This is a genomic window from Streptomyces sp. SGAir0957 (assembly GCF_043523415.1).
Genome location: NZ_CP027293.1, coordinates 5,280,762 through 5,304,102 on the forward strand (window position 1 = coordinate 5,280,762; position 23,341 = coordinate 5,304,102).

Consider the following 23,341-nt stretch of genomic DNA (forward strand, 5'->3'; position numbering starts at 1 on the left):
CCCCGGGAACGCGCGGGATGCGTGGGGCGCGCGGGACGCACGGGGCGCGCGGCTACGGCAGCGGCGGCAGCTCCCCGCTCCGGGCCGCCTGCGCGTACCAGCGCGCGCTCGACTTCGGCGTGCGCCGCTGCGTCTCGTAGTCGATGTAGACCAGGCCGAACCGCTTGCTGTACCCGTACGCCCACTCGAAGTTGTCCATCAGGGACCACTGGAAGTAGCCGCGGACGTCGGCCCCTTCGGTGATCGCGCGGCGGATCGCGCGCAGGTGGCCGTCGAGGTAGCGGATGCGGTCGGGGTCGTGGACCGAACCGTCCGGGCCGGGCTTGTCGTCGTAGGCGACACCGTTCTCCGTGACGTACAGCGCGACGCCCGGGGCCTCCGCGCTGTAGTGCATGAGCAGCTCGTGAAGGCCGGTCGGGTCGACGGACCAGCCCATCGCGGTGCGCTCACCCGGCGCCGGGTGGAAAACGATGTCTTCGGAGCCGGGCCAGGGGGAGTGGTCGGAGGCGCCGTGGCCGTCCGAGCGCGGGCCCGCCGGGGCGTCCGGGTCCGGGGCCGAGACCACCGTCGGCTGGTAGTAGTTGATGCCGAGGAAGTCCAGCGGCTGGTGGATCGCGGTGAGGTCGGTGTCCGCGACGAAGGACCAGTCGGTGAGCCGCACGGTGTCCGCGAGCAGGTCGGCCGGGTAGTGGCCGTGCAGGATCGGGTCGGCGAAGACCCGGTTGGCGAGGGCGTCGATCCGGCGCCGCGCGTCCAGGTCCGCCGGGTCCTCGGTCCTGGCGCGGACGGCCGAGGGGTTGAGGCTGATGCCGATGCGGGCCCGCGCGGGCAGCACCGAGCGCAGCGCCTGGGCGGCGAGTCCGTGCCCGAGGTTGAGGTGGTGGGCGGCGCGCAGGGCGGCGACCGGGTCGGTGCGGCCCGGGGCGTGCACGCCGGAGCCGTAGCCGAGGAAGGCGCTGCACCAGGGCTCGTTGAGGGTCGTCCACATCTCGACGCGGTCGCCGAGCGCCTCGCCGACCAGGGCCGCGTACTCGGCGAACCGCTCGGCCGTCTCGCGCACCGGCCAGCCGCCCGCGTCCTCCAGCTCCTGCGGGAGGTCCCAGTGGTAGAGCGTGAGGGCGGGGGTGATGCCGCGGGCGAGCAGGTCGTCGACGAGGCCGCGGTAGAAGTCGAGGCCGCGCTGGACGGCGGGGCCGCGCCCGGTGGGCTGCACCCGCGACCAGGAGACCGAGAACCGGTAGGCGGTCAGGCCGAGTTCGGCCATCAGCGCGACGTCGTCGGGGCGCCGGCGGTAGTGGTCCACGGCCACGTCACCGGTGTCGCCGCCGAGGGTCTTGCCCGGGGTGTGGCTGAAGGTGTCCCAGATGGACGGGGTGCGGCCGTCGGCGGTCGCCGAACCCTCGATCTGGTACGCGGCGGTGGCCGCGCCCCACGCGAAGTCGCTGGGGAAGGAGACGGCCGCGGAAGGGGCGGCGGAGGTGCCCGGGGTGGGGGCGGCGGAGGTGCCGGAGGTCATGGAAGCGCTCCCATGGGGTTTCGGGGTCAGAGGAGAAGGGGGCCGGGCCGCGCGCCCGCGACGGGCGCGCGGGATCAATTCTCGACGGTGCTGGGGTTGGGGCGCGCGGGTCGGTGTTTGACGGTGCTGGGGTCGGGGCGCGCCTGGTGGTGCTTGGCGGTGCTGGGGTCCGGGCGCGCGGGTGGTGCTTGACGGTGTCCGCGAACGGGGCGCGTCGGGTCAGTCCTTGGCCGCGGCCGCGAAGGGCGCGCGGGTCAGTTCTCGACGGTGCTGGGGTCGGGGCGCGCGGGTCAGTTCTTGACCGCGCCCGCCGTGATGCCGCCCACGATGTGCTTGCCGAGCAGGGCGAACACGGCGAGCAGCGGCACCGTGGAGATCAGCGCGCCGGTCAGCACGACGGCCGTGTCCACGGTGTGGTTCCCGGCGCCGAGGCCCGCGAGGGAGACCTGGAGCGTGGGCGTACCGGTGTCGGTGAGCACGATGAACGGCCAGAAGAAGTCGTTCCACGCCTGTACGAAGGTGAGCATCCCGAGCACGGCCATCGCGGGCCGGGCCACCGGGAAGACCACGTGCCAGATGATCCGCAGGCTGTTCGCGCCGTCCACCCGGGCCGCCTCGACCAGCTCCACCGGAAGCGCCTCGACGAGGAACTGCCGCATGAAGAACACGCCGAACGCCGCGACGAGCGACGGCATGATCACGGCCTGGAGGGTGTCCGTCCACTTCAGGTCCGTGATGATCTGGTACAGCGGGATCACGGTCAGCTGAGGCGGCACGGTCATCGTCGCCACGACCAGCGCGAGCAGCAGATTGCGGCCCTTGAACTGGAGCTTGGCGAAGGCGAAACCGGCGAGCGTCGCGAAGAGCACGGTGCTGAGACTGATGACGCTCGCCACGACGGTGGTGTTGATGAGCGCCACACCCATGTGGACCTGGTTCCACGCCGTGGACAGGTTGTCCAGCAGATGCGGTCCAGGCAGCAGCGGCGCGGGCGCCTGCTGCACGCGCGTGGCGTCGTGCGACGCCGCGACGACGTTCCAGTACAGCGGGAACAGCGAGACGAACGCCGCCACGGCCAGCAGTACGTACGTCAGCCAGCCCGCCTTGCGCTGGTCGCCCGCGGCGGGGCCGAACCGGCGGCGGCGCGCGGGCGCCGCCGCGAGCGGGGCGGACGTCGCGGGGACGGGCGCCGGGAGTTGGACGGTCATGGATCAGCCTCCCAGCTTCTTGGCGTTGTAACGGGCCGCGAGCCCCTGGATCGCGCCGATCAGCAGCAGGATCAGCAGCATCACCCAGGCGATGGCGGAGGCCCGGCCGAGCGAGTTGTTGGTCCAGCCCGTCTGGTACATGAGCAGCGACAGGGTCTGGTACTGGCCGCCACTGCCGCCGCCGATACCGACCGAACCGCCGTACAGCATCGGCTCACCGAACAGCTGGGTCGCGCCGATGGTCGAGACGATGATCGTGAACAGGATCGTCGGGCGGATCGACGGGATCGTCACGCTGGTGAACTGGCGCCAGCGCGACGCCCCGTCCAGCGAGGCGGCCTCGTAGAGGTCGTTCGGCACGGCCTGCATCGCGGCGAGGTAGATCAGCGCGTTGTAGCCGGTCCAGCGCCACGTCACGATGGTCGAAATGGCGATCTGCGCCCACCACTTGTCGGAGTCCCAGCGGATCGGGCCGAGACCGAACACGTCGAGCAGCGAGTTGATCATGCCGTAGTCGGTGTTGAACAACTGGGCGAAGACCAGCGTCGCCGCGGCGATCGACGTGGCGTACGGGGCGAGCACCGCGATCCGGAAGAACGCGCGGCCGCGCAGATGCGAGTTGAGCAGATGCGCGAGGCCCAGGGCCATCAGCAGCTGCGGAACGGTGGATATCACGCCGATGGTGAACGTGTTCGTCAGCGCGCGCCAGAAGAACTCGCTGTCGATCAGCCAGCTGTAGTTGCCGAAGCCGACCCACTTCGCGTCGCTCTCGGCACCGAGCTGCACCTGGTGCAGCGACAGCCAGCCGGTGTAGATCAGCGGGAACAGGCCGAAGGCCGCGAAACAGAGGAAGAACGGCGTGATGAACGCGTACGGCGAGCCCTTCATGTCCCAGCGGAACAGCCTGCTGCGCCAGGAAGAGGGTTCGGGCCGCCGGGACGACCCGGCGGAGGGCGGTGCGGACGACGGACTGCCGCCGGCATCCGCCTTGACGGAGGTGGCCACGGGGGCGTTCCTTCCGGTTCGGATGTGGTGCGCTTGCGCGGTGCGTTGTGCGTTGTGCGGGACGGTGGTGCGGGGTGCGGTGGTACGGCGGGGCCGAGCTGGAGCGCGGCCGGGATGCGTTTGGCGCGGGGCGCGGTGGTGGTCCCGGGGTGCCTTTGGTGCGGCTGGGTCGGTGTGCGGGGTGCGCCTGGTGCGGGGGTTGTCTCGGGGTGCGTCCGGTGCGGGGTGCGGTGGTGCAGCGGGCGGGGTTGAGCTGGACGCCGGTCGAGCTTGGTGCGGGTGGTGCGTGGTGCCCGCGCCGGGCGGTTCCGAGTGCTCCGCGTGAGGCACACGCGGAGCACTCGCACCCCCGGCGCCCCTCCGAAGCGGCGCCCGCCCGGCCGACACCCGCCGTGCTCGGCGCCTGTCCGGCTGGCGCTTTTTCGGCGCCCGTCCGGCACCCGTCGTGCCCGGTGCCTTTTCGCTCCGGCCCGCCTGACCCCGGGCGCAAGCGCCCCGGTGTCTGCCCGCCTCACCCCCTCCGTGAGGCGGACCGAGCGCCGGGGACGACCAGCCCCTGGGCACGGACCTGACCCCTCGCTGGGGGACGGACCCGCCAGGGACCCCGAGTCACGGGCTTGACCCCGTACCGAGAGACCAGACCCTCAGGGCCCCCGCCCCCCGGACGCGAACCTCACCCCGCTGGGGATCGGGCCTGCGCCGGGATCGACCGACCCCGGAGCGGGGACCTCACCCCCCGCAGGGGATCGGGCCCGCCGGGGACCGACCGCCCCCCGGGGCGAGAACCTCACCCCCGCTGGGGCCAGGCCCCCCGGGAACCAACGTTCGCCGGGCGCGGACCTCACCCCTGCTGGGCCCAGGCCCGCCCGGAACCAACCGCCCCCCGGACACGAACCTCACCCCCCCGCCGGGAGCCAGGGCCCGCCCGGGGTCGAAGTGGCCCCGGGTTCGCCCCGCCCGGTCCGCCGGGACGGCTACTGCTCGATCTTGTCGTCCACCAGCTTCTGCACGTTGTCCCACGCCTTCTTCGGGTCCGTGCCGCGCTGCTCGATGTCGAGGATGCCGTTGTCGGTCACGAACGTCTTGACCTGGCCGTCGTTGGCACCGATCGGGGCCGGCTTGATGCCCTGGGCGATGGTCGAGTAGATCTTGCCCGCCGGGGTGTCACCGAAGTACTCGATCTTGGCGGACTCGGTGGCGGTGAGCGCCTCCTTGTTTGACGGGGTGTTGCCGTTGACGCCGAAGACCTTCTCCTGCTGCGCGGCGGCGGTCAGGTAGGCGGCCAGCTCGGTCGCCTCCGCGACATGCTTGCCGGACTTCGGGACACCGAGGAAGGACCCGCCCCAGTTGCCGTTCTGCGGGGGCAGGGCGATGCCCCACTTGCCCTGGTCCGCGGGGGCGTTGTCCTTGATGATGCCGGTCATCCACGCCGGGCAGGCGACCGTGGCGAACTTGCCGTTCTTGATCGCCGCGTTCCAGGTGCCCTTCTCGTCGAACTGCCGCAGCTTGGCGGTGTAACCGCCCTCCGCCGCCTTGACCGAGAGGTCCCATGCCGTCTTCACACCGGGGCTGGTGTCGTAGACGAGCTTGCCCTTGTCGTCGGAGTACTGCTGGGGCTGGCTGGAGAGGACCGCGTTGAAGAGGCCGCTCGCGGAGTCGGTGAAGGAGGTGCCCTTGGGCGCCTTCTTCTTGTAGTCGGCGCCGACGTCGAGGAACTTCGACCAGTCGCCCTGCCACAGCTTGGCGACGGCGTCGGCGTCGTCCGGCAGACCCGCCTGCTTGAAGTAGTCCTTGCGGTAGCAGATGGCCATCGGGCCGATGTCGGTGCCGAGACCGATGACCTGGTCGGTGCCGGGCACGGTGGCCTGCTTGGACTTGTAGTCGACGAACGCGGCGGCGTCCGCGCCCTTCGCCTTGGACATGTCGACCCACTTGTTGGCCATGGTGGGTCCGGTCGCCTCGGCTATGTAGCCGACCTCGATGGCCTGGATGTCGGCGAGGCCGCTGTTGCGGGACATGCGCAGCTTGAGGGTGTCCCAGTACTTCTGGCCGTCCTGGACGTTGTCCTCGACGATCTTGATGTTCGGGTGCGACTTCTCGTACGCGGCGTAGAGGTCGGCGCCCTTGCTGTCGTAGCCGAAGGTGCCGAACGTGCCGACGTGCAGGGTGATCTTGCCGCCGCTGTCCCCGGCCGAGTCGCTGTCGTCGTCGCTCGCGCTGCAGGCGGTGCTCAGCAGTGCCACCGCGGCGAGCCCTGCGGCGTACGCCATGGTGGTGCGGCGGGCACGGCCGCCGGAGTTGCCCGAAGTGCGCATTGCGTCCTCCAATGTGCTTTCACTGATCTGATGCGCTGACCCCGGCCAACTGCACAGCTGGGCCCGTTCGTTACTACATGCGGCTCGGGCGGGGAGAGTGCGGGTTATGTAGGCATCCGATACGGTGGGAGCGCTCCCACACGTGATGTGTTGAAGAGACTCGCCGCTCGGCCGATTGGTGTCAAGACACCGGGCGGATCCAACTCGGTCTGGTTATCCGGCTGTTAGATTCCGCCTGAGACTTCTGGAGGTAGCAGTGAAGGCGCATCACGGCACGCACAGCAGGCGGCCCACCCTTGAGGAGGTCGCGGCCCGGGCGGGCGTGGGCCGTGGCACGGTCTCGCGGGTGATCAACGGATCGCCGCGGGTCAGCGACCGGACCCGGGCCGCGGTCGAGGAGGCCGTCGCCGAACTCGGCTACGTCCCGAACACGGCGGCCCGCGCCCTCGCGGCCAACCGCACGGACTCGATCGCCGTGGTCGTCCCCGAGGCCGAGTCCCGGTTCTTTTCCGAGCCGTACTTCTCCGGCATGGTCGGCGGCGTAGGCGTCGCCCTCGCCGAGACCAACCTCCAGCTCCTTTTGACCTTCGCCCGCGGCGAGCGCGAGCAGGACCGCCTGGCCGCCTACCTGGCCGCCCACCGGGTCGACGGCGTCCTGCTCGTCTCCGCGCACGCCGACGACCCGCTCGCGGACCGGCTGCTCCAGATGGACATCCCGACGGTGATCAGCGGCCCGCGCTCCGCCGACGAGCCGCTGCCCTCGGTCGACACCGACAACGTGGCGGGGGCCCGCTCCGCCGTCGCCCACCTGACCTCCCGCGGCCGCCGCTCGGTCGCGATCATCACGGGCCCGCTCGACGTGTACGGCGCCGAGCGCCGCCTCGCCGGGTACGAGAGCCAGCTCGCCGCGGACGGAATCCCGTACGACGAGAAGCTGGTCGCCTACGGAGACTTCACCGAGGACGGCGGGCGCCGCTGCATGGCCGAGCTGCTCGAACGCCGGCCCGACCTCGACGCGGTCTTCGCCTGCTCCGACCTGATGGCCTCGGGCGCCCGCCAGGAGCTGCGCCGGGCCGGCCGCCGCATCCCGGACGACGTGGCCCTCGTCGGCTTCGACGACTCGGTGATCGCCCGCCACATGGAGCCGGGCCTGACCAGCGTCCGCCAGCCCACCCGGGACATGGGCCGGGCCGCCACCGAGCTGCTGCTCGACGAGATCGCCCTGGCCGCTGAGGGCAAGCGCTCCTCGGTGCGGCGCGGCGCCGAGCGCCACGTGGTGCTCCCGACGGAGCTGGTGATCCGCGCCTCGTCGTAGAAGAGAGCGGCACACATCAAGGGCCCCGGTTCTCTCGAACCGGGGCCCTTGGTCGATCAGGGTGAGTGACGGGACTTGAACCCGCGGCCACCTGGACCACAACCAGGTGCTCTACCAACTGAGCTACACCCACCATGTCCGGTCTTCTGTCGCTCTTCCGACCGGCCGAGAAAAAGTGTACAGGGTCCGAAGGGGTGCTCGCGCACCCGTTTTCCGGACCCCGTACGAGCGGACCTGCGACGGGTTATTCCGCAGGCAGGACGTACTTCGCCGCGATCGACTTCGCGGTGTCGGAGTCGGGTCCGGGCTGCGGCACGAAGACCGCTTCGCGGTAGTAGCGCAGCTCGGCGATGGACTCGCGGATGTCGGCGAGCGCCCGGTGGTTGCCGTTCTTCTCCGGACTGTTGAAGTACGCCCTCGGGTACCAGCGCCGGGCCAGTTCCTTGACCGAGGACACATCGACGATCCGGTAGTGGAGGTACTCCTCCAGCGTCGGCATGTCACGCAGCAGGAAGCCGCGGTCGGTGCCGACCGAGTTCCCGCAGAGCGGGGCCTTGCCCGCATCCTTGACGTGCTCACGTACATAGGAGAGAACCTGCTCCTCGGCGTCCGCGAGCGTCGTGCCGCCCGCCAGCTCGTCGAGGAGACCGGAGGCGGTGTGCATGGTGCGCACCACCTCCGGCATGGTCTCCAGTGCCTCGTCCGGCGGGCGGATCACGATGTCCACACCGTCGCCGAGTACGTTCAGCTCCGAATCGGTGACCAGTGCGGCCACCTCGATGAGCGCGTCGTTCGCCAGCGAGAGTCCGGTCATCTCGCAGTCGATCCACACCATGCGATCGTTCATGCGACCAACCCTACGGGTCGGACCTTCCCGCTGGCAGACGACGGTCGTCGGCTCGTGCCCCGGTGGCGCTCGTGGCGGCTACGGGGCCGAGCGCTGTCCGGGCAGGCTGGCCCGGCCCTGCGCGAACGCGTCGGACGACGGTCTGCCGCCCTCCCCGTGGCTCGTCGGCCCGGACGGACCCGTCGGCATCGAGGCCGCGGGCGCCCCGAGCGCGTGCGCAGCCGCGGTCCGCCGGGACTGCGCGGGCACGGGCCCGTGGCCGGGCGGCTCGTGCCCCGGCACCGGGGCCAGCTCCACCGGCTTCTCCGGCTTCCCCGCGGGTCCCGCCTCGCCCGGCTGCGGCCGGCGCGCGCGGTACGCGGTCCGGTACGCGGCCGGGGACGAGCCGAGCTGGCGGCGGAAGTGCCCGCGCAGCGCGACCGGCGACCGGAAGCCGCAGCGCCCGGCGACCTCGTCGACGGAGTAGTCGGAGGTCTCCAGGAGCCGCTGGGCCTGCAGCACCCGCTGGGTGATCAGCCACTGCAGCGGCGCGCTCCCGGTCAGGGAACGGAACCGCCGGTCGAACGTCCGGCGGCTCATATAGGCGCGGGCCGCCAGCGTCTCCACGTCGAACTGCTCGTGTAAATGCTCCAGTGCCCAGGCGACGACCTCGGCCAGCGGGTCGGCGCCGATCTCCTCGGGCAGCGACCGGTCGAGATAGCGCTCCTGGCCGCCGCTGCGGCGCGGCGGGACCACCAGGCGGCGGGCGAGCGCACCGGCCGCCTCGTTGCCGTGGTCCGTGCGCACGATGTGCAGGCACAGGTCGATACCGGCCGCGGTGCCCGCGCTCGTCAGTACGTCCCCGTCGTCGACGAAGAGCTCGCGCGGGTCCACGTGGACCGACGGGTAGCGCTTGGCGAGCGTCGGTGCGTACATCCAGTGCGTGGTGGCCGGACGGCCGTCGAGCAGGCCTGCGGCGGCGAGCACGAACGCGCCGGTGCACAGGCCGACTATGCGCGCGCCCTCCTCGTGGGCGCGCCGGATCGCGTCAAGCGCCTCCTCCGGTGGCGGTGAGGTGATGGACCGCCAGGCCGGCACGACGACCGTGCCCGCCCGCGAGATCGCCTCGAGTCCGTGTGGTGCGGTGAGTTCAAGTCCCCCCGTGGTCCGCAGGGGTCCCTCTTCACCGGCGCACACGAGCAACCGATACCGGGGAACTCCCGCGTCCTGACGGTCGATTCCGAACACGGAGAGCGGAATGGAACTCTCGAAAATGGGTCCGCCGCTGAACAGAAGTACCGCGACGATCTCTCGTCGGCGGCGCCCTGCCAGCTTGCGAGCCGCCGCCTCCGGCGCGGTGGTGGAGTCGTGGCTCATCCTGCTAAGCCCCCCTCGGTGATCGCGGCTCCCTCAATACTTTGACGGGCTGTTCGCTCCTGCACGTTTCCCCTCGGTCCTGCACGAAGTCCCCCGCCGCCTACAGATCAGACAGTCATGATCGAATCTACTGTGTCCCGTGGTGCCGTCGTGACCAGTTAAGGACCTGGCACATTGTCGACATGGCAACGTGGCGTGAAGCAGTCGATCACGAAGCGTTGCACTCGTGGGCGTTGCTGGGAAGTACGCCTGTCCTCAGTGGCCGGTCCCCGTAGGGTGCAAGCGGCCTCCGCGGTCCTTTCAGCCCTGGTGGAACGGGGGTTGGGGGGTCCCCAGGACAAGGGGTGCCCTCCGACGTGAAGTTGGCTGAAAATATACGGGGTGGTGTGCGGCTACCGGTCACTCCACCGGCGCACTCCGATCCGCCCGATGCCCGCCCCCACGCGCCCCCTACGCGCTCTTTCCATGTCGTCCACGATGGCGGCAGCACTGTTCACTGTGCAACTGTTCTGCGCCACGTTCCGAGCGGCGGAGCAGTATCCGGCAGACCGCTGTGACGGCGACGAGGCCGAGGGCGGCCCCCGCGGTGCCGGCGGCCGAGATGCCGTACCCGACGAGCACGACCGGGACCACGACACAGCTGAACGCCGCCCAGCGGACCACGGCGTCCGCGCTGTCCGCTCTGTCCGCGCCGTCCGCTCCGTCTACACCGTTCGCCCCGTTTCGCGGGGCGGGTACCGGGTCGGTACGGGGGTGCGTCGTGGCGGCGCGGTGCGCGCGGGCCGGTCCGGGCACGGAGTGCTCCCTGTGTCTTCGGTTCGGGAGTTCAACGCGCGGCGGCCGCCGCGGTCACTTGGCGCGGCCCGGACAGGGGCCACAAGAGTGCGCAAACCGCCTGTACGGGGCAGCAACCATTGCCATACGGGCGTGCCTCGTGCATGCTCCCCTGAACGCTGCGGAGCGGGACCCCACAGCAGGTGGGAAGCGGGCCTGGCAGCAGGCCGGAGTCTGGGCAGAGGAGGAGTGCCGCCGTACCCTTGGGGGTATGGGGTTGGGAAGATGATTCCCGGACACAGCTCCGCCGAGTCCGTTGTCGTTCCCTCAATTCAGAGGCCCACGGAGTACACGCCGAGACACTCATGGCCGGTCACGAGATTCCCGAACCCGCGGACCGCAAGCGGCAGGTCGCCGAACCCACGGAGACCCCCCTCGCGGCGGAAGAGCCACGTCACGCCTGTGACCCCGCGTTCCAGCACGGTGTCGTCGTCGGCTTCGACGGCTCGACGTCGAGCGAGCGCGCCCTCGCCTACGCGATCGGCATGGCCCATCGCTCCGGCTCCGGGCTGATCATCGTCCACGTCGCCAACCGGCTGCCGACCACGGTGTGGGCCGGCTGCGAGCCCCCCGTCTTCGTCGACGTGCCGGACCACCGCACCGAGGTGCTCGGGCTCGAACTGGCCTGTGCGGAGTATCTGGCCGAGGTGCCCTGGATCCTCGTCGAGCGCGGCGGCGACATCTGCCACGAGCTGGAGGAGGTCGGCCGCGAGTACTCGGCCGACGCCATCGTCGTGGGCTCGACCCACGGGCTCGTCGGCCGGATCTTCGGCTCGGTCGCGGGGCGGCTCGCGCGGCGCGCGCAGCGGCCCGTCATCGTCATCCCGTAGCGGCCCGGCCGGGCGCTTCGCGGCCCCACCGAACCTACTCGCCCGTACGAGGTGCCTTGTGCCCTTGTGAAGGGTACGTATCGCTCGCGGGGGAGCGGACCGACTGGCGGCTGCGGCCGGGGTAATGGGCGACCCCGGCCATGCGGGAACGGGTTCCATGCGCAGGGTGGCGCGCATGGGGCCCGTTCGTCTGTCCGCGCCGTGCGTGGTGGCTACTCCACCGTCACGGACTTCGCCAGGTTGCGCGGCTTGTCGATGTCCCGGCCGAGCGCCAACGCCGTGTGGTAGGCGAGGAGTTGGAGCGGGATGCCCATGAGGATCGGGTCCAGCTCGTCCTCGTTCTTCGGGACGACGATGGTGCGGTCGGCCTTCTCCTGCTCCTGGTGGGCGACGGCGAGGATACGGCCGGAGCGGGCCTTGATCTCCTCCAGGGCGGCGCGGTTCTTCTCCAGGAGGTCGTCGTCGGGGACGATCGCGACCGTGGGGAGCGCCGGCTCGATGAGGGCGAGCGGGCCGTGCTTCAGCTCGGAGGCGGGGTAGGCCTCGGCATGGATGTAGGAGACCTCCTTGAGCTTCAGGGACGCCTCGCGGGCCACCGGGTAGCCCCGGACGCGCCCGATGAACATCATCGAGCGGGCGTCCGCGTACTCCTCGGCGATCTTCTTGATCTCCGCCTCCTGCTCCAGGATCGCGGTGATCTGCGCGGGCAGCTTGCGCAGGCCCTCGATGATCCGCTTGCCGTCGGCGACGGACAGGTCGCGGATGCGGCCCAGGTGCAGGGCGAGCAGCGCGAAGGCGACCGTGGTGTTGGTGAAGCACTTGGTGGAGACGACGCAGACCTCGGGGCCCGCGTGCACGTAGACACCGGCGTCCGACTCGCGGGCGATCGCCGAGCCGACCACGTTCACGACGCCGAAGACCCGGGCGCCCTTGCGCTTGAGCTCCTGGACGGCGGCGAGCACGTCGTAGGTCTCGCCGGACTGGGAGACGGCGATGTAGAGGGTGTCGGGGTCGACGACCGCGTTGCGGTAGCGGAACTCGGAGGCGGGCTCGGCGTCCGCGGGGATACGGGCCAGCTCCTCGATCATCTGGGCGCCGATCAGCCCTGCGTGGTACGAGGTGCCGCAGCCGAGGATCTTCACGCGGCGCACGGAGCGGGCCTCGCGGGCGTCCAGGTTCAGGCCGCCGAGGTGCACGGTGGAGAAGCGGTCGTCGATGCGGCCGCGCAGGACGCGGTCGACGGCGTCGGCCTGCTCGAAGATCTCCTTGTGCATGTACGTGTCGTGGCCGCCCATGTCGTAGGAGGCGGCCTCGTACTCGACGGTGGTCGGGGACGCGGTGGTGCGGGTGCCCTCGGTCGTGTACGTACGGAAGTCGTCGGCCTTGAGGGTGGCCATCTCGCCGTCGTCGAGGGTGACGATCTGGCGGGTGTGGGAGACGAGCGCGGCGATGTCCGAGGCGACGAACATCTCCTTGTCGCCGATGCCGAGGACGACCGGCGAGCCGTTGCGGGCGACCACGATGCGGTCGGGGAAGTCGGCGTGCACGACCGCGATGCCGTACGTGCCCTCGACGAGGCGCAGCGCGTCGCGGACCTTGTCCTCCAGGTCCGTCGCCTGCGAGCGGGCGATGAGGTGGGTGAGGACCTCGGTGTCCGTCTCGGAGAGGAACTCGATGCCCTCGGCGGTCAGCTTGGCGCGCAGCTCGGCGGCGTTGTCGATGATGCCGTTGTGGACGACGGCGACCTTGTCGTCGCCGGACATGTGCGGGTGCGCGTTCTCGTCGGAGGGGGCGCCGTGGGTGGCCCAGCGGGTGTGGGCGATGCCGGTGGTGCCCTTGAAGCGGGCCGGGACCTTCGCCTCCAGGTCGCGGACGCGGCCCTTGGCCTTGACCATCTTCAGGCCCGTGGCCTTCGGGCTGGTGATGACGACGCCCGCGGAGTCGTAGCCGCGGTATTCCAGACGCTGCAGCCCCTCCAGGAGGAGCGGGGCCACGTCACGCTTGCCGATGTAACCGACAATTCCGCACATAAGTTAGAAAGATCCCCTCTAGGTCACACTGTGGGTCAGCCGTAGACGATCCGGCGGAGCTGTCTGAGGGACAGCTCCGGCGGTGCCACCGCCCGGTACCGCAGGTCCGCCCTGATCTGTTCGAAGATCTTCGCGTTCACCTGGCCCTGGGCCTGGAGTTCGCGGTGGCGGCGACGGACGTAGTCCTCCGTCGACTCGTCGAAGTAGGCGAGCACGTCCTGGATCACCCGCAGCGCCTCGCCCCGTCCCAGGGGCGTGCTGCGGGGGTCAGGTGATCGACGAGTTCCTCGTGCACTCGGACGATCCTGGGGCAGCGCCGGGGCTTTCGCAAGAAATCTGCCCGATATCGGGCAGGGATGGTCGGAGTGGCGCAATGGATCGGAGGATTCGAGTCGATATGATCACGGCTTGAAGCGGGTTATGCCGTATGTTCGGGCCTCGTTCATCCGGCGTACCCGCATGAGATGGGTGCCCCCAGCAACTTTCAGGCCATGGACATTCCCCGTATGGGCGTACCCGACGAGCTGGCCGGCCGGAGCCTCGCCGAGCAGCACGAGTACCTGCGCTCCACGTTCTCCCGCCGCACGATGATGCGCGGCGGCGCCGTCACCCTCGGCGCGGTCGCGGGCGGCGTCTTCGTCCCGGGCGCGGCGAACGCCGCCGCCCCGGCCGCCTCCGCCGCCTCCCGCGCCGGCACCTCGCACGACCACGTGGACGGCGCGCTCGTCGCCCCCTTCGGCCGCCACCTCGCCTACGGCAGCGACCCGCGCACCGAGATGACGGTGTCGTGGCAGGTGCCCGTGCCGGTGAAGAACCCGTTCATCCGCGTCGGCGCGCACGCCGGTGACCTGTCGCGGAAGATCCCGGCCGAGGTCCGCGCGCTGTACACCCCGGCGGGCGTCGGCACGAGCGCCGACCACACCCAGTACTACGTGCACGCCGAGCTGACCCACCTCAAGCCCGGCAGGACGTACTACTACGGCGTCGGCCACCAGGGCTTCGACCCGGCGTCGCCGAAGTTCGCGGGCACCATCGGCACGTTCACCACCGCGCCCGCCCGCTCGCAGCCCTTCACCTTCACCGCCTTCGGTGACCAGGGCGTCAGCTACCACGCCCTCGCCAACGACAGCCTGATCCTCGCCCAGGGCCCGGCCTTCCACCTGCACGCCGGTGACATCGCGTACGCGGACCCGTCGGGCTCGGGCCGCACCACGGACACGTTCGACGCGCGGACCTGGGACCAGTTCCTCGCGCAGACCGAGTCCGTCGCCAAGACCGTGCCCTGGATGGTCAGTTACGGCAACCACGACATGGAAGCCTGGTACTCGCCGAACGGCTACGGCAGCCAGGAGGCCCGCTTCGCGCCGCCGCGCAACGGCCCGGACCCGAAGAACCTGCCGGGCGTGTACTCGTTCGTGCACGGCAACACGGCGGTCATCTCGCTCGACGCCAACGACGTGTCCTTCGAGATCCCGGCCAACCTCGGCATCTCGGGCGGCACGCAGACCACATGGTTCGAGGCGCAGCTGAAGAAGTTCCGCCGCCACGGCTCCGGGATCGACTTCATCGTCGTCTTCTTCCACCACTGCGCGTACTGCACCGCCACGGCGCACGCCTCGGAGGGGGGCGTGCGCAAGGAGTGGGTGCCGCTGTTCGAGCAGTACACGGTCGACCTGGTCATCAACGGCCACAACCACGTCTACGAGCGCTCCGACGTGCTCAAGGGCGAGAAGGTCACCAAGGAGCTGCCGATCGGCGCCACCGCCTACCCGGAGACCGACGGCGTCGTCTACGTCACGGCGGGCGCGGCGGGCAAGAGCCTGTACGCCTTCCCGGTCGAGGACACCTACCAGGGCCACGAGAAGAAGATCGACCCGTTCCAGTCGTACGTGGTCCAGCCCGACGGCTCCAAGAAGGCCGTCACCGTCGACTGGTCCCGGGTGCGCTACACCAACTACTCGTTCCTGCGGGTGGACGTGGAACCGGCGCCGGTGGGCCGTACGGCCAAGCTGACGGTGCGCGGCATCGCCGAGACGGGGGAGGAGATCGACCGTTTCGTCATCGCTCGACGCGTACGCCGATAGGGGCGCGGGGAACTGCGCGACCAGCCCCCACCGGCGGTCGGACGGCGAACGACACGGGGCTCCGCCCCGGACCCCGCTCCTCAAACGCCGGAGGGGCTGGTTCGGGCTAGAGCCGCTTCAATACCGCCTGCTTCGCCGCGCTGAACTCGTCCTCCGTCAGGACCCCGGCCCGGTGCAGCTCACCCAGCTCGCGCAGGCGCCGCAGCAGCGCGTCGTGGTCGTCCTCGACGGGGGCGGCCCGCGGCGCCGGGGCCGGGTCCTTCGGGGCGGCAGGGGCGACGGCCGGGGCGGCGGGTGCGGCCGGGTGCGGAAGCCGGGCCTGGACGGCCGCCGCGACAAGGGCCATCAGCGGGTCCTTCTTGAAGCCCCACAGCTCGACGGAGTTCGGGTCGTACTTCGGCGGGGCCTTCGTCGGCGACGATCTGACGACGAAGCGCAGACAGCCGTTCTCCAGGCCCACGGCCGGCTGCCACTCCACCGCCGCGATGTCGCCGAGGGCGAGCATCCGCGCCCCGGCGGCGGCCTTGGCGTCGTCCGTCTTCCAGTTCCATTCCAGGCGTATGTGCTCCCCGTCGAAGCTGACCGTGCCGTCCCCGGCGGAGACGGAGAGCGGCACGGCCGGGCCCGGCAGGACGTACGCCGTGCAGGCGGCCGACGGGACCTGCTCGATCAGCAGCGCGTTGCGCACCTCGTCCACGAGGTACTCGGCGACCCCGTACCGGTCCGACTCGACCGTCAGCTGGTACGGGTCCGAGCCGTCCGTCAGCTTGCCGCCCGACGCCTGCAGGAGCGGGTCCGCGCCGTCGCGCAGACGCAGCCGAAGGCGGCCCGACTTCTTGCCGTGCTCGAAGGAGATGCCCGCCAACGCCTCCAGCGGGACGACGAGTTCGCCCAGCGTCTTGCGGAGCAGACTGACGTTCTTGTCCCGTCCGGGCGTGAGCCGCAGAGCCTCGCCGTCGAACGTCCACGTACCGTCGCGCTGGATGATTTCCGCCATGGGGCAATTCTGGCATCCGGCCCCCGGGGAGTGGTCTACACCTTGACCGGTCGCGGGACGGGGGGTACGCATGGTGACCGATCGGTTGCACCTGTGCACACACCTGAACACGCACCCGTACGCGCACCCGCGCACGCATGCTCGTACGACGAACTCCGCAACGACCACCGTCGAAGGGACTGTTCGTGAGGACGCACCACAGATCGCTTCCCGGGCCCGCCGCGGCCGTGCTCGGCTCATTCCTCCTCGTCGCCGCCGGAGCCGGGGCCCTCGGCGCCGTCCCGGCCGCCGCCTCTCCCACCGCGCCCGCCGCCGCGACCCCGCTCGGGCAGATCGTGCCCGCGCCCGCGAAGGCCACCCCGGGCGGGCCCGCGTACCGGATCACCGCCGCGACCCGCATCCGGGTCGAGGACGGCTCGCGCGAGGCACGGAAGGTCGGCGACTACCTCGCCGGCGTCCTGCGCCCGTCCACCGGCTACAAGCTGCCCGTCACCGACGACGCGGGACGGGACGGCATCCGGCTCGAACTGCACCGCAAGGACGGCAAGCTCGGCGCGGAGGGGTACCGGCTGACCAGCGACGGACGGTCCGTCACCGTCGTCGCGCGCGAGGCCGCCGGGCTCTTCCACGGCGTCCAGACGCTGCGCCAGCAACTGCCCGCCAAGGTGGAGGCGGACAGCAGGCAGTCCGGGCCGTGGCTGGTCGCGGGCGGCACCATCGAGGACACCCCGCGCTACGAGTGGCGCGGCGCCCACCTCGACGTCTCCCGCCACTTCTTCCAGGTCGACCAGGTCAAGCGGTACATCGACGAGCTGGCCCTCTACAAGGTCAACAAGCTGCACCTGCACCTGAGCGACGACCAGGGCTGGCGCATCGCCGTCGACTCCTGGCCGAAGCTCGCCACCTACGGCGGGTCCACGCAGGTCGGCGGCGGGGCGGGCGGCTACTACACGAAGGCCCAGTACAAGGAGATCGTCCGGTACGCCGCCTCCCGCTATCTGGAGGTCGTGCCCGAGATCGACATGCCGAGCCACACGAACGCGGCCCTCGCCTCGTACGCCGAACTGAACTGCGACGGCGTCGCGCCCCCGCTCTACACCGGCACCGAGGTCGGCTTCAGCTCGCTGTGCGTCAACAAGGACATCACGTACGAGTTCGTCGACGACGTCGTCCGGGAGCTGGCCGCCCTCACGCCCGGCCGCTACCTCCACATCGGCGGCGACGAGGCCCACTCCACCAGCCACGACGACTACGTGGCCTTCATGAACAAGGTGCAGCCGATCGTCGCCAAGTACGGCAAGACGGTCGTCGGCTGGCACCAGCTCACCGCCGCCACGCCGATCAAGGGCGCGCTCGCGCAGTACTGGGGCACGGAGGGGACGAGCGCCGCCGAGAAGGCGCAGGTCGCCGAGGCCGCGAAGAACGGGACCGGGCTCATCATCTCGCCCGCCGACCGGACCTACCTCGACATGAAGTACACCAAGGACACCCCGCTCGGCCTGTCCTGGGCGGGCTACGTGGAGGTGCAGCGCTCCTACGACTGGGACCCGGGCACCTACCTCACCGGCGCCCCGAGTTCATCGGTGAAGGGCGTCGAGGCGCCGCTGTGGTCGGAGACCCTGTCGACGTCGGCGCACCTGGACTACATGGCGTTCCCGAGGCTTCCCGGGGTCGCCGAGCTCGGCTGGTCGCCCGCCGCCACGCACGACTGGGACACGTACAAGGTGCGGCTCGCCGCGCAGGCGCCCCGCTGGGACGCGCTCGGCATCGGGTACTACAAGTCGCCGCAGGTGCCGTGGCCGACACAGTGAGCCCAACAAAGTGAGTTGTTGAGAAAGGGGCTCGGGAGGACCGTCTCCCGAGCCCCTTTCGGTCTTCGGAGCGCGGTTACGCGATCGGGTTCTCCAGATCGCCGACGAGCTGGAGCGCGCCCGACGGGTCCGCCAGGTCCACCATCTGCGCGTTGTTGCGCAGCTGGAGCCGGTTGAGGGCGGAGAGCGCGAACGTCGGGGCGAACATGTCGTACTGCTTGAACTTGTCCGCCAGGTGCGGCGCCGACTCCTGGTAGTCGCGGACGCAGTCGGCGACCGCCGCCCAGAACGTGTCCTCGTCCAGGACGCCGTCCTCGACCAGGTTCGCCGCCAGGAAGCGGAAGAAGCAGTCGAAGACGTCCGTGAAGATCGAGAGCAGCTTCATGTCGTCGGGGACGTCGACCCGGATGCGGTCCACCTTCGGCGGGAGCACCGCGTCCGTGTCCATCACCGCGATCTCCTCGGCGATGTCCTTGAACACCGCCCGCGTGACCACGCCCCGCTCGTCCAGGACCAGGATGACGTTCTCACCGTGCGGCATGAACACCAGGTCGTAGGCGTAGAAGCTGTGCAGGAGCGGGGTCAGGTAGGCCGTCAGGTAGGGCTTGAGCCATGCGCGCGGGGTCAGGCCCGAGCGCTCGATGAGCGCGCCCGCGAAGGAGCGGCCCGCGCGGTCCACGTGAAGGAGCGACGCCATGGTGGCGAGCCGCTCGCCCTCGGCGAGGGACGGGACCGGGGATTCGCGCCACAGGGCCGCCAGCATCTTGCGGTAGGGCGAGTAGCGGTCGGTCGCGGCCTCGTACTCCAGGTGCCGGTAGCCGACAGCCGCGCGCTCGCGGATGATCGTCAGGCCCGTGCCCCTGAGGACCTCGTCGCTCTCGATGATCCCGGCCAGCCAGTCGTTGATGGCGGGCGTGGCCTCCATGTACGCCGCCGACAGGCCGCGCATGAAGCCCATGTTGATGACGGACAGGGCCGTCTTCACGTAGTGCTTCTCGGGCGACGTGGAGTTGAAGAACGTACGGATCGACTGCTGCGCCAGATACTCGTCGTCGCCCTCGCCCAGGAGCACGAGGCGGCGCTGGGCGACCTCGGCGGCGAAGGTGACGGACAGCTTGTTCCACCACTGCCACGGGTGGACGGGGATGAGCAGGTAGTCGGCCGGGTCGAGGCCCTGGTCGCGCAGGGTGGCGTCGAAGCGGTCGAGGGTGTCCTGGCCCAGTTCGGCGCGGAGCAGCGACTCGTAGTCCAGGCCGATGCCCGAGGTGAACGCGGCCCGCTCGCGTGTCGCCGCCAGCCAGATCAGGCGTACGGGGCTCGCGGTCTCCGGGGCGTACGAGAGGTACTCGTGGATGCCGAAGCCGAGGCGGCCGTTGTTCGCGACGAAGCAGGGGTGGCCCTCGGTCATGCCCGTCTCGATGTCCTGGAAGGACCCGGAGGCGGCCAGTTCGGCGGCGGTGACGTCGGGCTTCGTCAGCTTGAAGCAGGTGCCGGAGAGGGTGGAGGAGATCTCCTCCAGGTAGACCGGCAGGATCGTGTCGGACAGGCCGAGCGCGCCCTTCAGCTCGGTGAAGAACTCCAAGGCCTGGAGGGGAAGTTCCCGGCCGTCGCGGTGGCGGGTGATCGAGCCGGCGGCGATCTGCCAGTGGTCCAGGCGCAGTCGGCGGGCGCTGAACTCGTAGCGGGTGTTGCCGTCGTCGCTGCGCACGACGTAGCGGCCGTCGTCCAGGGCTTCGGGGGTGAGGAGGCGTTCGTGGGTGAACTCGGCGAGCGCCTTGCGGATCAGCTGGCGGTTGGCCTCGGCCCAGCGTTCGGGGGAGAGGTGGGTGACGGCGTCGGCGAGGCTCATGCGCGGGCCCCCTCGGCGGTGGCGGCTTCGAACTGCGCGCGTGTGCAGAAGCTCAGCAGCGCCCTCTTCTCCGGCTTGTCGATCTCCCGGTCGGGGACGAAGCCGACGGCCTCGTTGAGCGCGTGCACGGCCTTGTTGCGGACGTCCGGCTCGACGACGACGCGCTCGACAGCCGGGTCCGCGAAGAGGTGGGCCATCACGGCGGTGATCACGGCGCGGGTGAAGCCGTGCTCCGGGGTGTCGGTCGGCGCGACGAGGAAGTGCATGCCGGTGTCGCCGGGCTCGGGCTCGTACAGGCCGACCAGCTCCACGTGGCGGGGGTCGTAGCGCTCCATCAGGAACACGGGGACGCCGTCCCGCTCGCCGATGAACGCGTCGTGGTGCTCGGCCGCCGCGATCGACATGTACTCGCGCTCGACGTCCGTCAGCGACGCGTCCCCCATCAGCCAGAAGGCGGCCTTGGGGTGGGTGACCCAGCCGTGGACGAGCTCGGCGTCCTTGGTGGGGTCGAGGGTGCGTATCGCGAAGGTCATACGGAGAACTCCTGGAAGGCGATGGTCTTCTCGACGGGGTAGTACTCGGTGCCGAGCAGCTCGCCGATGATGTAGCTGTTGCGGTAAGCACCCATGCCCAGGTCGGGGCTGGTGATGCTGTGCGTGTGCACACCCGCGTTCTGCAGGAAGATGCCGCGCCCGGTGGTGTCGATGGCGTAGTTGCGGGCGACGTCGAAGCGGCCGCGCCCGTCGAACCGGATGCGGTCCTTGACCGGCTCCAGGAAGGCGGGCGCCTGGTACTTGTAGCCGGTCGCGAGGATCAGGCCCTCGGTGCGCAGCTCGTACGCCTTGTCCTGCTCCTCCTGGTGCAGGCCGAGGGTGTACGTGCCGTTCTCGTAAGCGGCGCTCACCAGCGCGGAGTTGGTGAGGAGCCGGGTGGGCACGGGGCCGCCGAGCTTCTTCTGGTACAGCAGGTCGAAGATCGCGTCGACCAGCTCGCCGTCGATGCCCTTGAACAGGCCCTTCTGCCGCTCCTCCAGGGCGTACCGGGTGGTTTCCGGCAGCGCGTGGAAGTAGTCGATGTAGTCCGGGGACGTCATCTCGAGCGTCAGCTTGGTGTACTCGAGCGGGAAGAAGCGCGGGGAGCGCGTGACCCAGTTCAGCCGGTAGCCGTGGACGTCGATCTCGCTGAGCAGGTCGTAGTAGATCTCGGCGGCGGACTGACCGCTGCCGACCAGCGTGATCGACTCCTTCTTCTGCAGCTCCCGCTTGTGCTGGAGGTAGCGGGAGTTGTGCAGGTAGTCGCCGCCGAGACCCTGGACGGCCTCGGGGATGTGCGGCGGGGTGCCGGTGCCGAGGACCAGGTGCGGGGCGCGATAGGTGGTGCCGTCCTCGGTGGTGGCGGTGTAGAGGCCGTCGCCCTCGTCGTACGTGACGGAGGTGACCGTCGTGTTGAAGCGGATGGACGAGACCTTCGCGGCGGCCCAGCGGCAGTAGTCGTTGTACTCGACGCGCAGCGGATAGAAGTTCTCGCGGATGTAGAACGAGTAGAGGCGGCCCTGCTCCTTAAGGTAGTTGAGGAAGGAGTACGGGGAGGTCGGGTCGGCGAGCGTGACGAGGTCGGACATGAACGGGGTCTGGAGGTGCGCGCCCTCCAGGAACATGCCGGAGTGCCACTCGAAGTCCGGCTTGGACTCCAGGAAGACGCCGTTCAGCTCGGCTATGGGTTCGGTCAGGCAGGCGAGGCCGAGGTTGAACGGTCCGAGTCCGATCCCGATGAAGTCGTACGCGGAGGAGGAGTCACGGGACTCAGGAAGCGCGGTCAAGGGTGTCTCCCAGGTACTGCTCGGCGTGGCCGGCGATGAGGTCGAGGACGGCCGAGATGTCGGCGAGGGTCGTCTCGGGGTTGAGCAGGGTGAACTTCAGGTACTGGCGGTCGCCCACCTTGGTGCCCGCGACGACGGCGTCGCCGGAGGCGAACAGGGCCTTGCGGGCGTAGAGGTTGGCGCGGTCGATCTCCGAGGGGTCGGTGACGGCGGCGGGGATGTAGCGGTAGACGAGCGTGGACAGGCTCGGCTCCACGACGACGTCGAAGCGCGGGTCGGCGGCGAGCACCCGCCAGCCCTCGTGGGCGAGGTCGCACACCTCGTCGAAGAGGCTGCCGATGCCGTCGGCGCCCATCACCCGGAGCGTCATCCACAGCTTGAGCGCGTCGAAGCGGCGGGTCGTCTGGAGGGACTTGTCGACCTGGTTGGGGATGCGCTCGGCGATCGTACGACGCGGGTTGAGGTACTCGGCGTGGTAGGTCGCGTGGCGCAGCGTCGCCCCGTCGCGGACGAGGACGGCGCTCGAACTCACCGGCTGGAAGAACGACTTGTGGTAGTCGACGGTGACGGAGTCGGCGCGCTCGATGCCGGTGAGCCGGTCGCGGTTCCTCGGCGAGACGAGCAGGCCGCAGCCGTACGCGGCGTCGACGTGCATCCACGTGTCGTACTGGGCGCACAGCTCGGCGATCTCCGGCATCGGGTCGATGGACCCGAAGTCGGTCGTTCCCGCGGTGGCGACGACGGCCATGGGGACGAGGCCCTCGGCGCGGCAGCGCTCCAGCTCGGCGGCGAGCGCCACGGTCTGCATCCGCTTGTTCCGGTCGACGGGGATGGTGACGACCGCGTCGGCGGAGAGCCCGAGGAGCTGCGCCGACTTCTTGACGCTGAAGTGGCTGACCTCGGAGGCGAAGATCCGCAGTTTCGCGAGCGAGGCGGGGCCCTCCCAGCTCTCCGGGCCGGTCTTGGCCTCCTGGCGGGCGAGGAGCAGCGCCTGGAGGTTGGACTGCGAGCCGCCGGAGGTGAAGACGCCGTCGGCGGCGGGGCCGAGGCCGATGCGGGCGGCGGTCCAGTCGATGAGCTTGCGCTCGATGAGCGTGCCGCCCGCCGACTGGTCCCACGTGTCGAGCGAGGAGTTGACGGCGGAGAGGACGGCCTCGGCGACGACGGCCGGGATGACGACCGGGCAGTTGAGGTGCGCCAGGTAGCGGGGGTGGTGGAAGTAGACGGCGTCGCGGAGGTAGACGTCCTCCAGCTCGTCGAGCACGGCCATCGTGTCGTGGAGCGGCTTGTCCAGGTCGACGGCGTCGATGGTCGGCGCGAGGGCGTCCGGGGTGACACCCGTGAACGGCCGTGCGGTGGTGGCGAGTTTGGCCGCCACCCGCTCGATTCCCTCGGTCACGGAGCTGCGGTAGAGCTCCGCGGTCGTGTCATTGAGCAGGTGCGAGCGCATGAACGGTTCCTCCGGGTGGGGGCGGGGTGTTCCCGGGTGGGACGGGGAGGCGGGGCGTGTGGGGCGTGTGGGGCG

16 protein-coding genes, 1 tRNA gene and 1 pseudogene are annotated in these 23,341 nt (G+C 70.4%); 4 read left to right on the top strand and 14 right to left on the bottom strand.

The window, feature by feature from the left end; genetic code table 11:
• Positions 1 to 52: 52 nt before the first annotated feature.
• The 4 genes from C1N81_RS28665 to C1N81_RS28680 form a co-directional block, all read right to left on the bottom strand.
• On the bottom strand, positions 53 to 1,516 hold the full coding sequence (locus C1N81_RS28665; protein WP_394433828.1) for a GH1 family beta-glucosidase: 1,464 nt from the start codon (positions 1,514 to 1,516) through the stop codon (positions 53 to 55).
• Between the two features lie 290 nt (positions 1,517 to 1,806).
• Positions 1,807 to 2,724, bottom strand: a complete 918-nt coding sequence (locus C1N81_RS28670; RefSeq protein WP_394433830.1) for a carbohydrate ABC transporter permease — start codon at positions 2,722 to 2,724, stop codon at positions 1,807 to 1,809.
• Positions 2,725 to 2,727: 3 nt separating this feature from the next.
• Entirely contained in the window at positions 2,728 to 3,729 is a 1,002-nt protein-coding gene (locus C1N81_RS28675; protein ID WP_394433832.1) for a carbohydrate ABC transporter permease, read from the bottom strand.
• A gap of 974 nt (positions 3,730 to 4,703) precedes the next feature.
• Positions 4,704 to 6,044 (bottom strand): ABC transporter substrate-binding protein, encoded by a 1,341-nt coding sequence (locus C1N81_RS28680; RefSeq protein ID WP_394433834.1) that lies wholly within the window; start codon positions 6,042 to 6,044, stop codon positions 4,704 to 4,706.
• Positions 6,045 to 6,300: 256 nt separating this feature from the next.
• Here C1N81_RS28680 and C1N81_RS28685 point away from each other — a divergent pair, with 256 nt between their 5' ends.
• Positions 6,301 to 7,359 carry a LacI family DNA-binding transcriptional regulator gene (locus C1N81_RS28685; RefSeq protein ID WP_394433836.1) on the top strand — a complete coding sequence of 353 codons (1,059 nt, stop codon included), beginning with the start codon at positions 6,301 to 6,303 and terminating at the stop codon, positions 7,357 to 7,359.
• 60 nt (positions 7,360 to 7,419) lie between these two features.
• Here C1N81_RS28685 and C1N81_RS28690 read toward each other — a convergent pair.
• From C1N81_RS28690 to C1N81_RS28700, 3 genes are all read right to left on the bottom strand, one after another.
• A tRNA-His gene (locus C1N81_RS28690) sits at positions 7,420 to 7,492 on the bottom strand.
• A 111-nt stretch (positions 7,493 to 7,603) separates the two neighbouring features.
• Positions 7,604 to 8,206 carry an oligoribonuclease gene (gene orn, locus C1N81_RS28695; protein ID WP_394433838.1) on the bottom strand — a complete coding sequence of 201 codons (603 nt, stop codon included), beginning with the start codon at positions 8,204 to 8,206 and terminating at the stop codon, positions 7,604 to 7,606.
• Between the two features lie 78 nt (positions 8,207 to 8,284).
• Complete coding sequence (locus tag C1N81_RS28700; protein WP_394433840.1) at positions 8,285 to 9,562, bottom strand: GlxA family transcriptional regulator; 1,278 nt, start codon at positions 9,560 to 9,562, stop codon at positions 8,285 to 8,287.
• A 1,139-nt stretch (positions 9,563 to 10,701) separates the two neighbouring features.
• Here C1N81_RS28700 and C1N81_RS28705 point away from each other — a divergent pair.
• Positions 10,702 to 11,226, top strand: coding sequence for a universal stress protein (locus C1N81_RS28705; protein ID WP_394433841.1), 525 nt, complete (start codon positions 10,702 to 10,704; stop codon positions 11,224 to 11,226).
• Between the two features lie 212 nt (positions 11,227 to 11,438).
• On the opposite strand, the gene glmS is transcribed toward C1N81_RS28705, so the two are convergent.
• Both glmS and C1N81_RS28715 read right to left on the bottom strand, forming a co-directional pair.
• Positions 11,439 to 13,256, bottom strand: coding sequence for a glutamine--fructose-6-phosphate transaminase (isomerizing) (gene glmS / locus C1N81_RS28710; protein ID WP_394433843.1), 1,818 nt, complete (start codon positions 13,254 to 13,256; stop codon positions 11,439 to 11,441).
• 35 nt (positions 13,257 to 13,291) lie between these two features.
• Positions 13,292 to 13,551, bottom strand: a pseudogene (locus tag C1N81_RS28715) (hypothetical protein).
• Positions 13,552 to 13,747: 196 nt separating this feature from the next.
• Between C1N81_RS28715 and C1N81_RS28720 the strand changes: the two are divergent.
• Positions 13,748 to 15,340 (top strand): purple acid phosphatase family protein, encoded by a 1,593-nt coding sequence (locus tag C1N81_RS28720; RefSeq protein WP_394433845.1) that lies wholly within the window; start codon positions 13,748 to 13,750, stop codon positions 15,338 to 15,340.
• Positions 15,341 to 15,446: 106 nt separating this feature from the next.
• Here C1N81_RS28720 and C1N81_RS28725 read toward each other — a convergent pair whose 3' ends face one another.
• Positions 15,447 to 16,337 carry a DUF4429 domain-containing protein gene (locus C1N81_RS28725; RefSeq protein WP_394433847.1) on the bottom strand — a complete coding sequence of 297 codons (891 nt, stop codon included), beginning with the start codon at positions 16,335 to 16,337 and terminating at the stop codon, positions 15,447 to 15,449.
• Positions 16,338 to 16,522: 185 nt separating this feature from the next.
• On the opposite strand from C1N81_RS28725, the gene C1N81_RS28730 reads away from it, so the two are divergent.
• Positions 16,523 to 18,148, top strand: coding sequence for a beta-N-acetylhexosaminidase (locus tag C1N81_RS28730; RefSeq protein WP_394433848.1), 1,626 nt, complete (start codon positions 16,523 to 16,525; stop codon positions 18,146 to 18,148).
• Between the two features lie 76 nt (positions 18,149 to 18,224).
• On the opposite strand, the gene C1N81_RS28735 is transcribed toward C1N81_RS28730, so the two are convergent.
• The 4 genes from C1N81_RS28735 to desA are packed head-to-tail and all read right to left on the bottom strand — an operon-like array spanning position 18,225 to position 23,266.
• The gene (locus tag C1N81_RS28735; protein WP_394433849.1) at positions 18,225 to 19,997 is read right to left on the bottom strand and encodes an IucA/IucC family protein; all 1,773 of its coding nucleotides are present in this window, start codon (positions 19,995 to 19,997) and stop codon (positions 18,225 to 18,227) included.
• A complete protein-coding gene (locus C1N81_RS28740) occupies positions 19,994 to 20,530 on the bottom strand; it encodes a GNAT family N-acetyltransferase (protein ID WP_394433851.1) in 537 nt (178 codons plus the stop codon). The genes C1N81_RS28735 and C1N81_RS28740 overlap by 4 nt, the downstream gene beginning before the upstream one ends.
• On the bottom strand, positions 20,527 to 21,816 hold the full coding sequence (locus C1N81_RS28745) for a lysine N(6)-hydroxylase/L-ornithine N(5)-oxygenase family protein (RefSeq protein WP_394433852.1): 1,290 nt from the start codon (positions 21,814 to 21,816) through the stop codon (positions 20,527 to 20,529). Before C1N81_RS28745 ends, C1N81_RS28740 begins: the two co-directional genes overlap by 4 nt.
• On the bottom strand, positions 21,800 to 23,266 hold the full coding sequence (gene desA, locus C1N81_RS28750) for a lysine decarboxylase DesA (RefSeq protein WP_394433853.1): 1,467 nt from the start codon (positions 23,264 to 23,266) through the stop codon (positions 21,800 to 21,802). Before desA ends, C1N81_RS28745 begins: the two co-directional genes overlap by 17 nt.
• Positions 23,267 to 23,341: the final 75 nt, after the last annotated feature.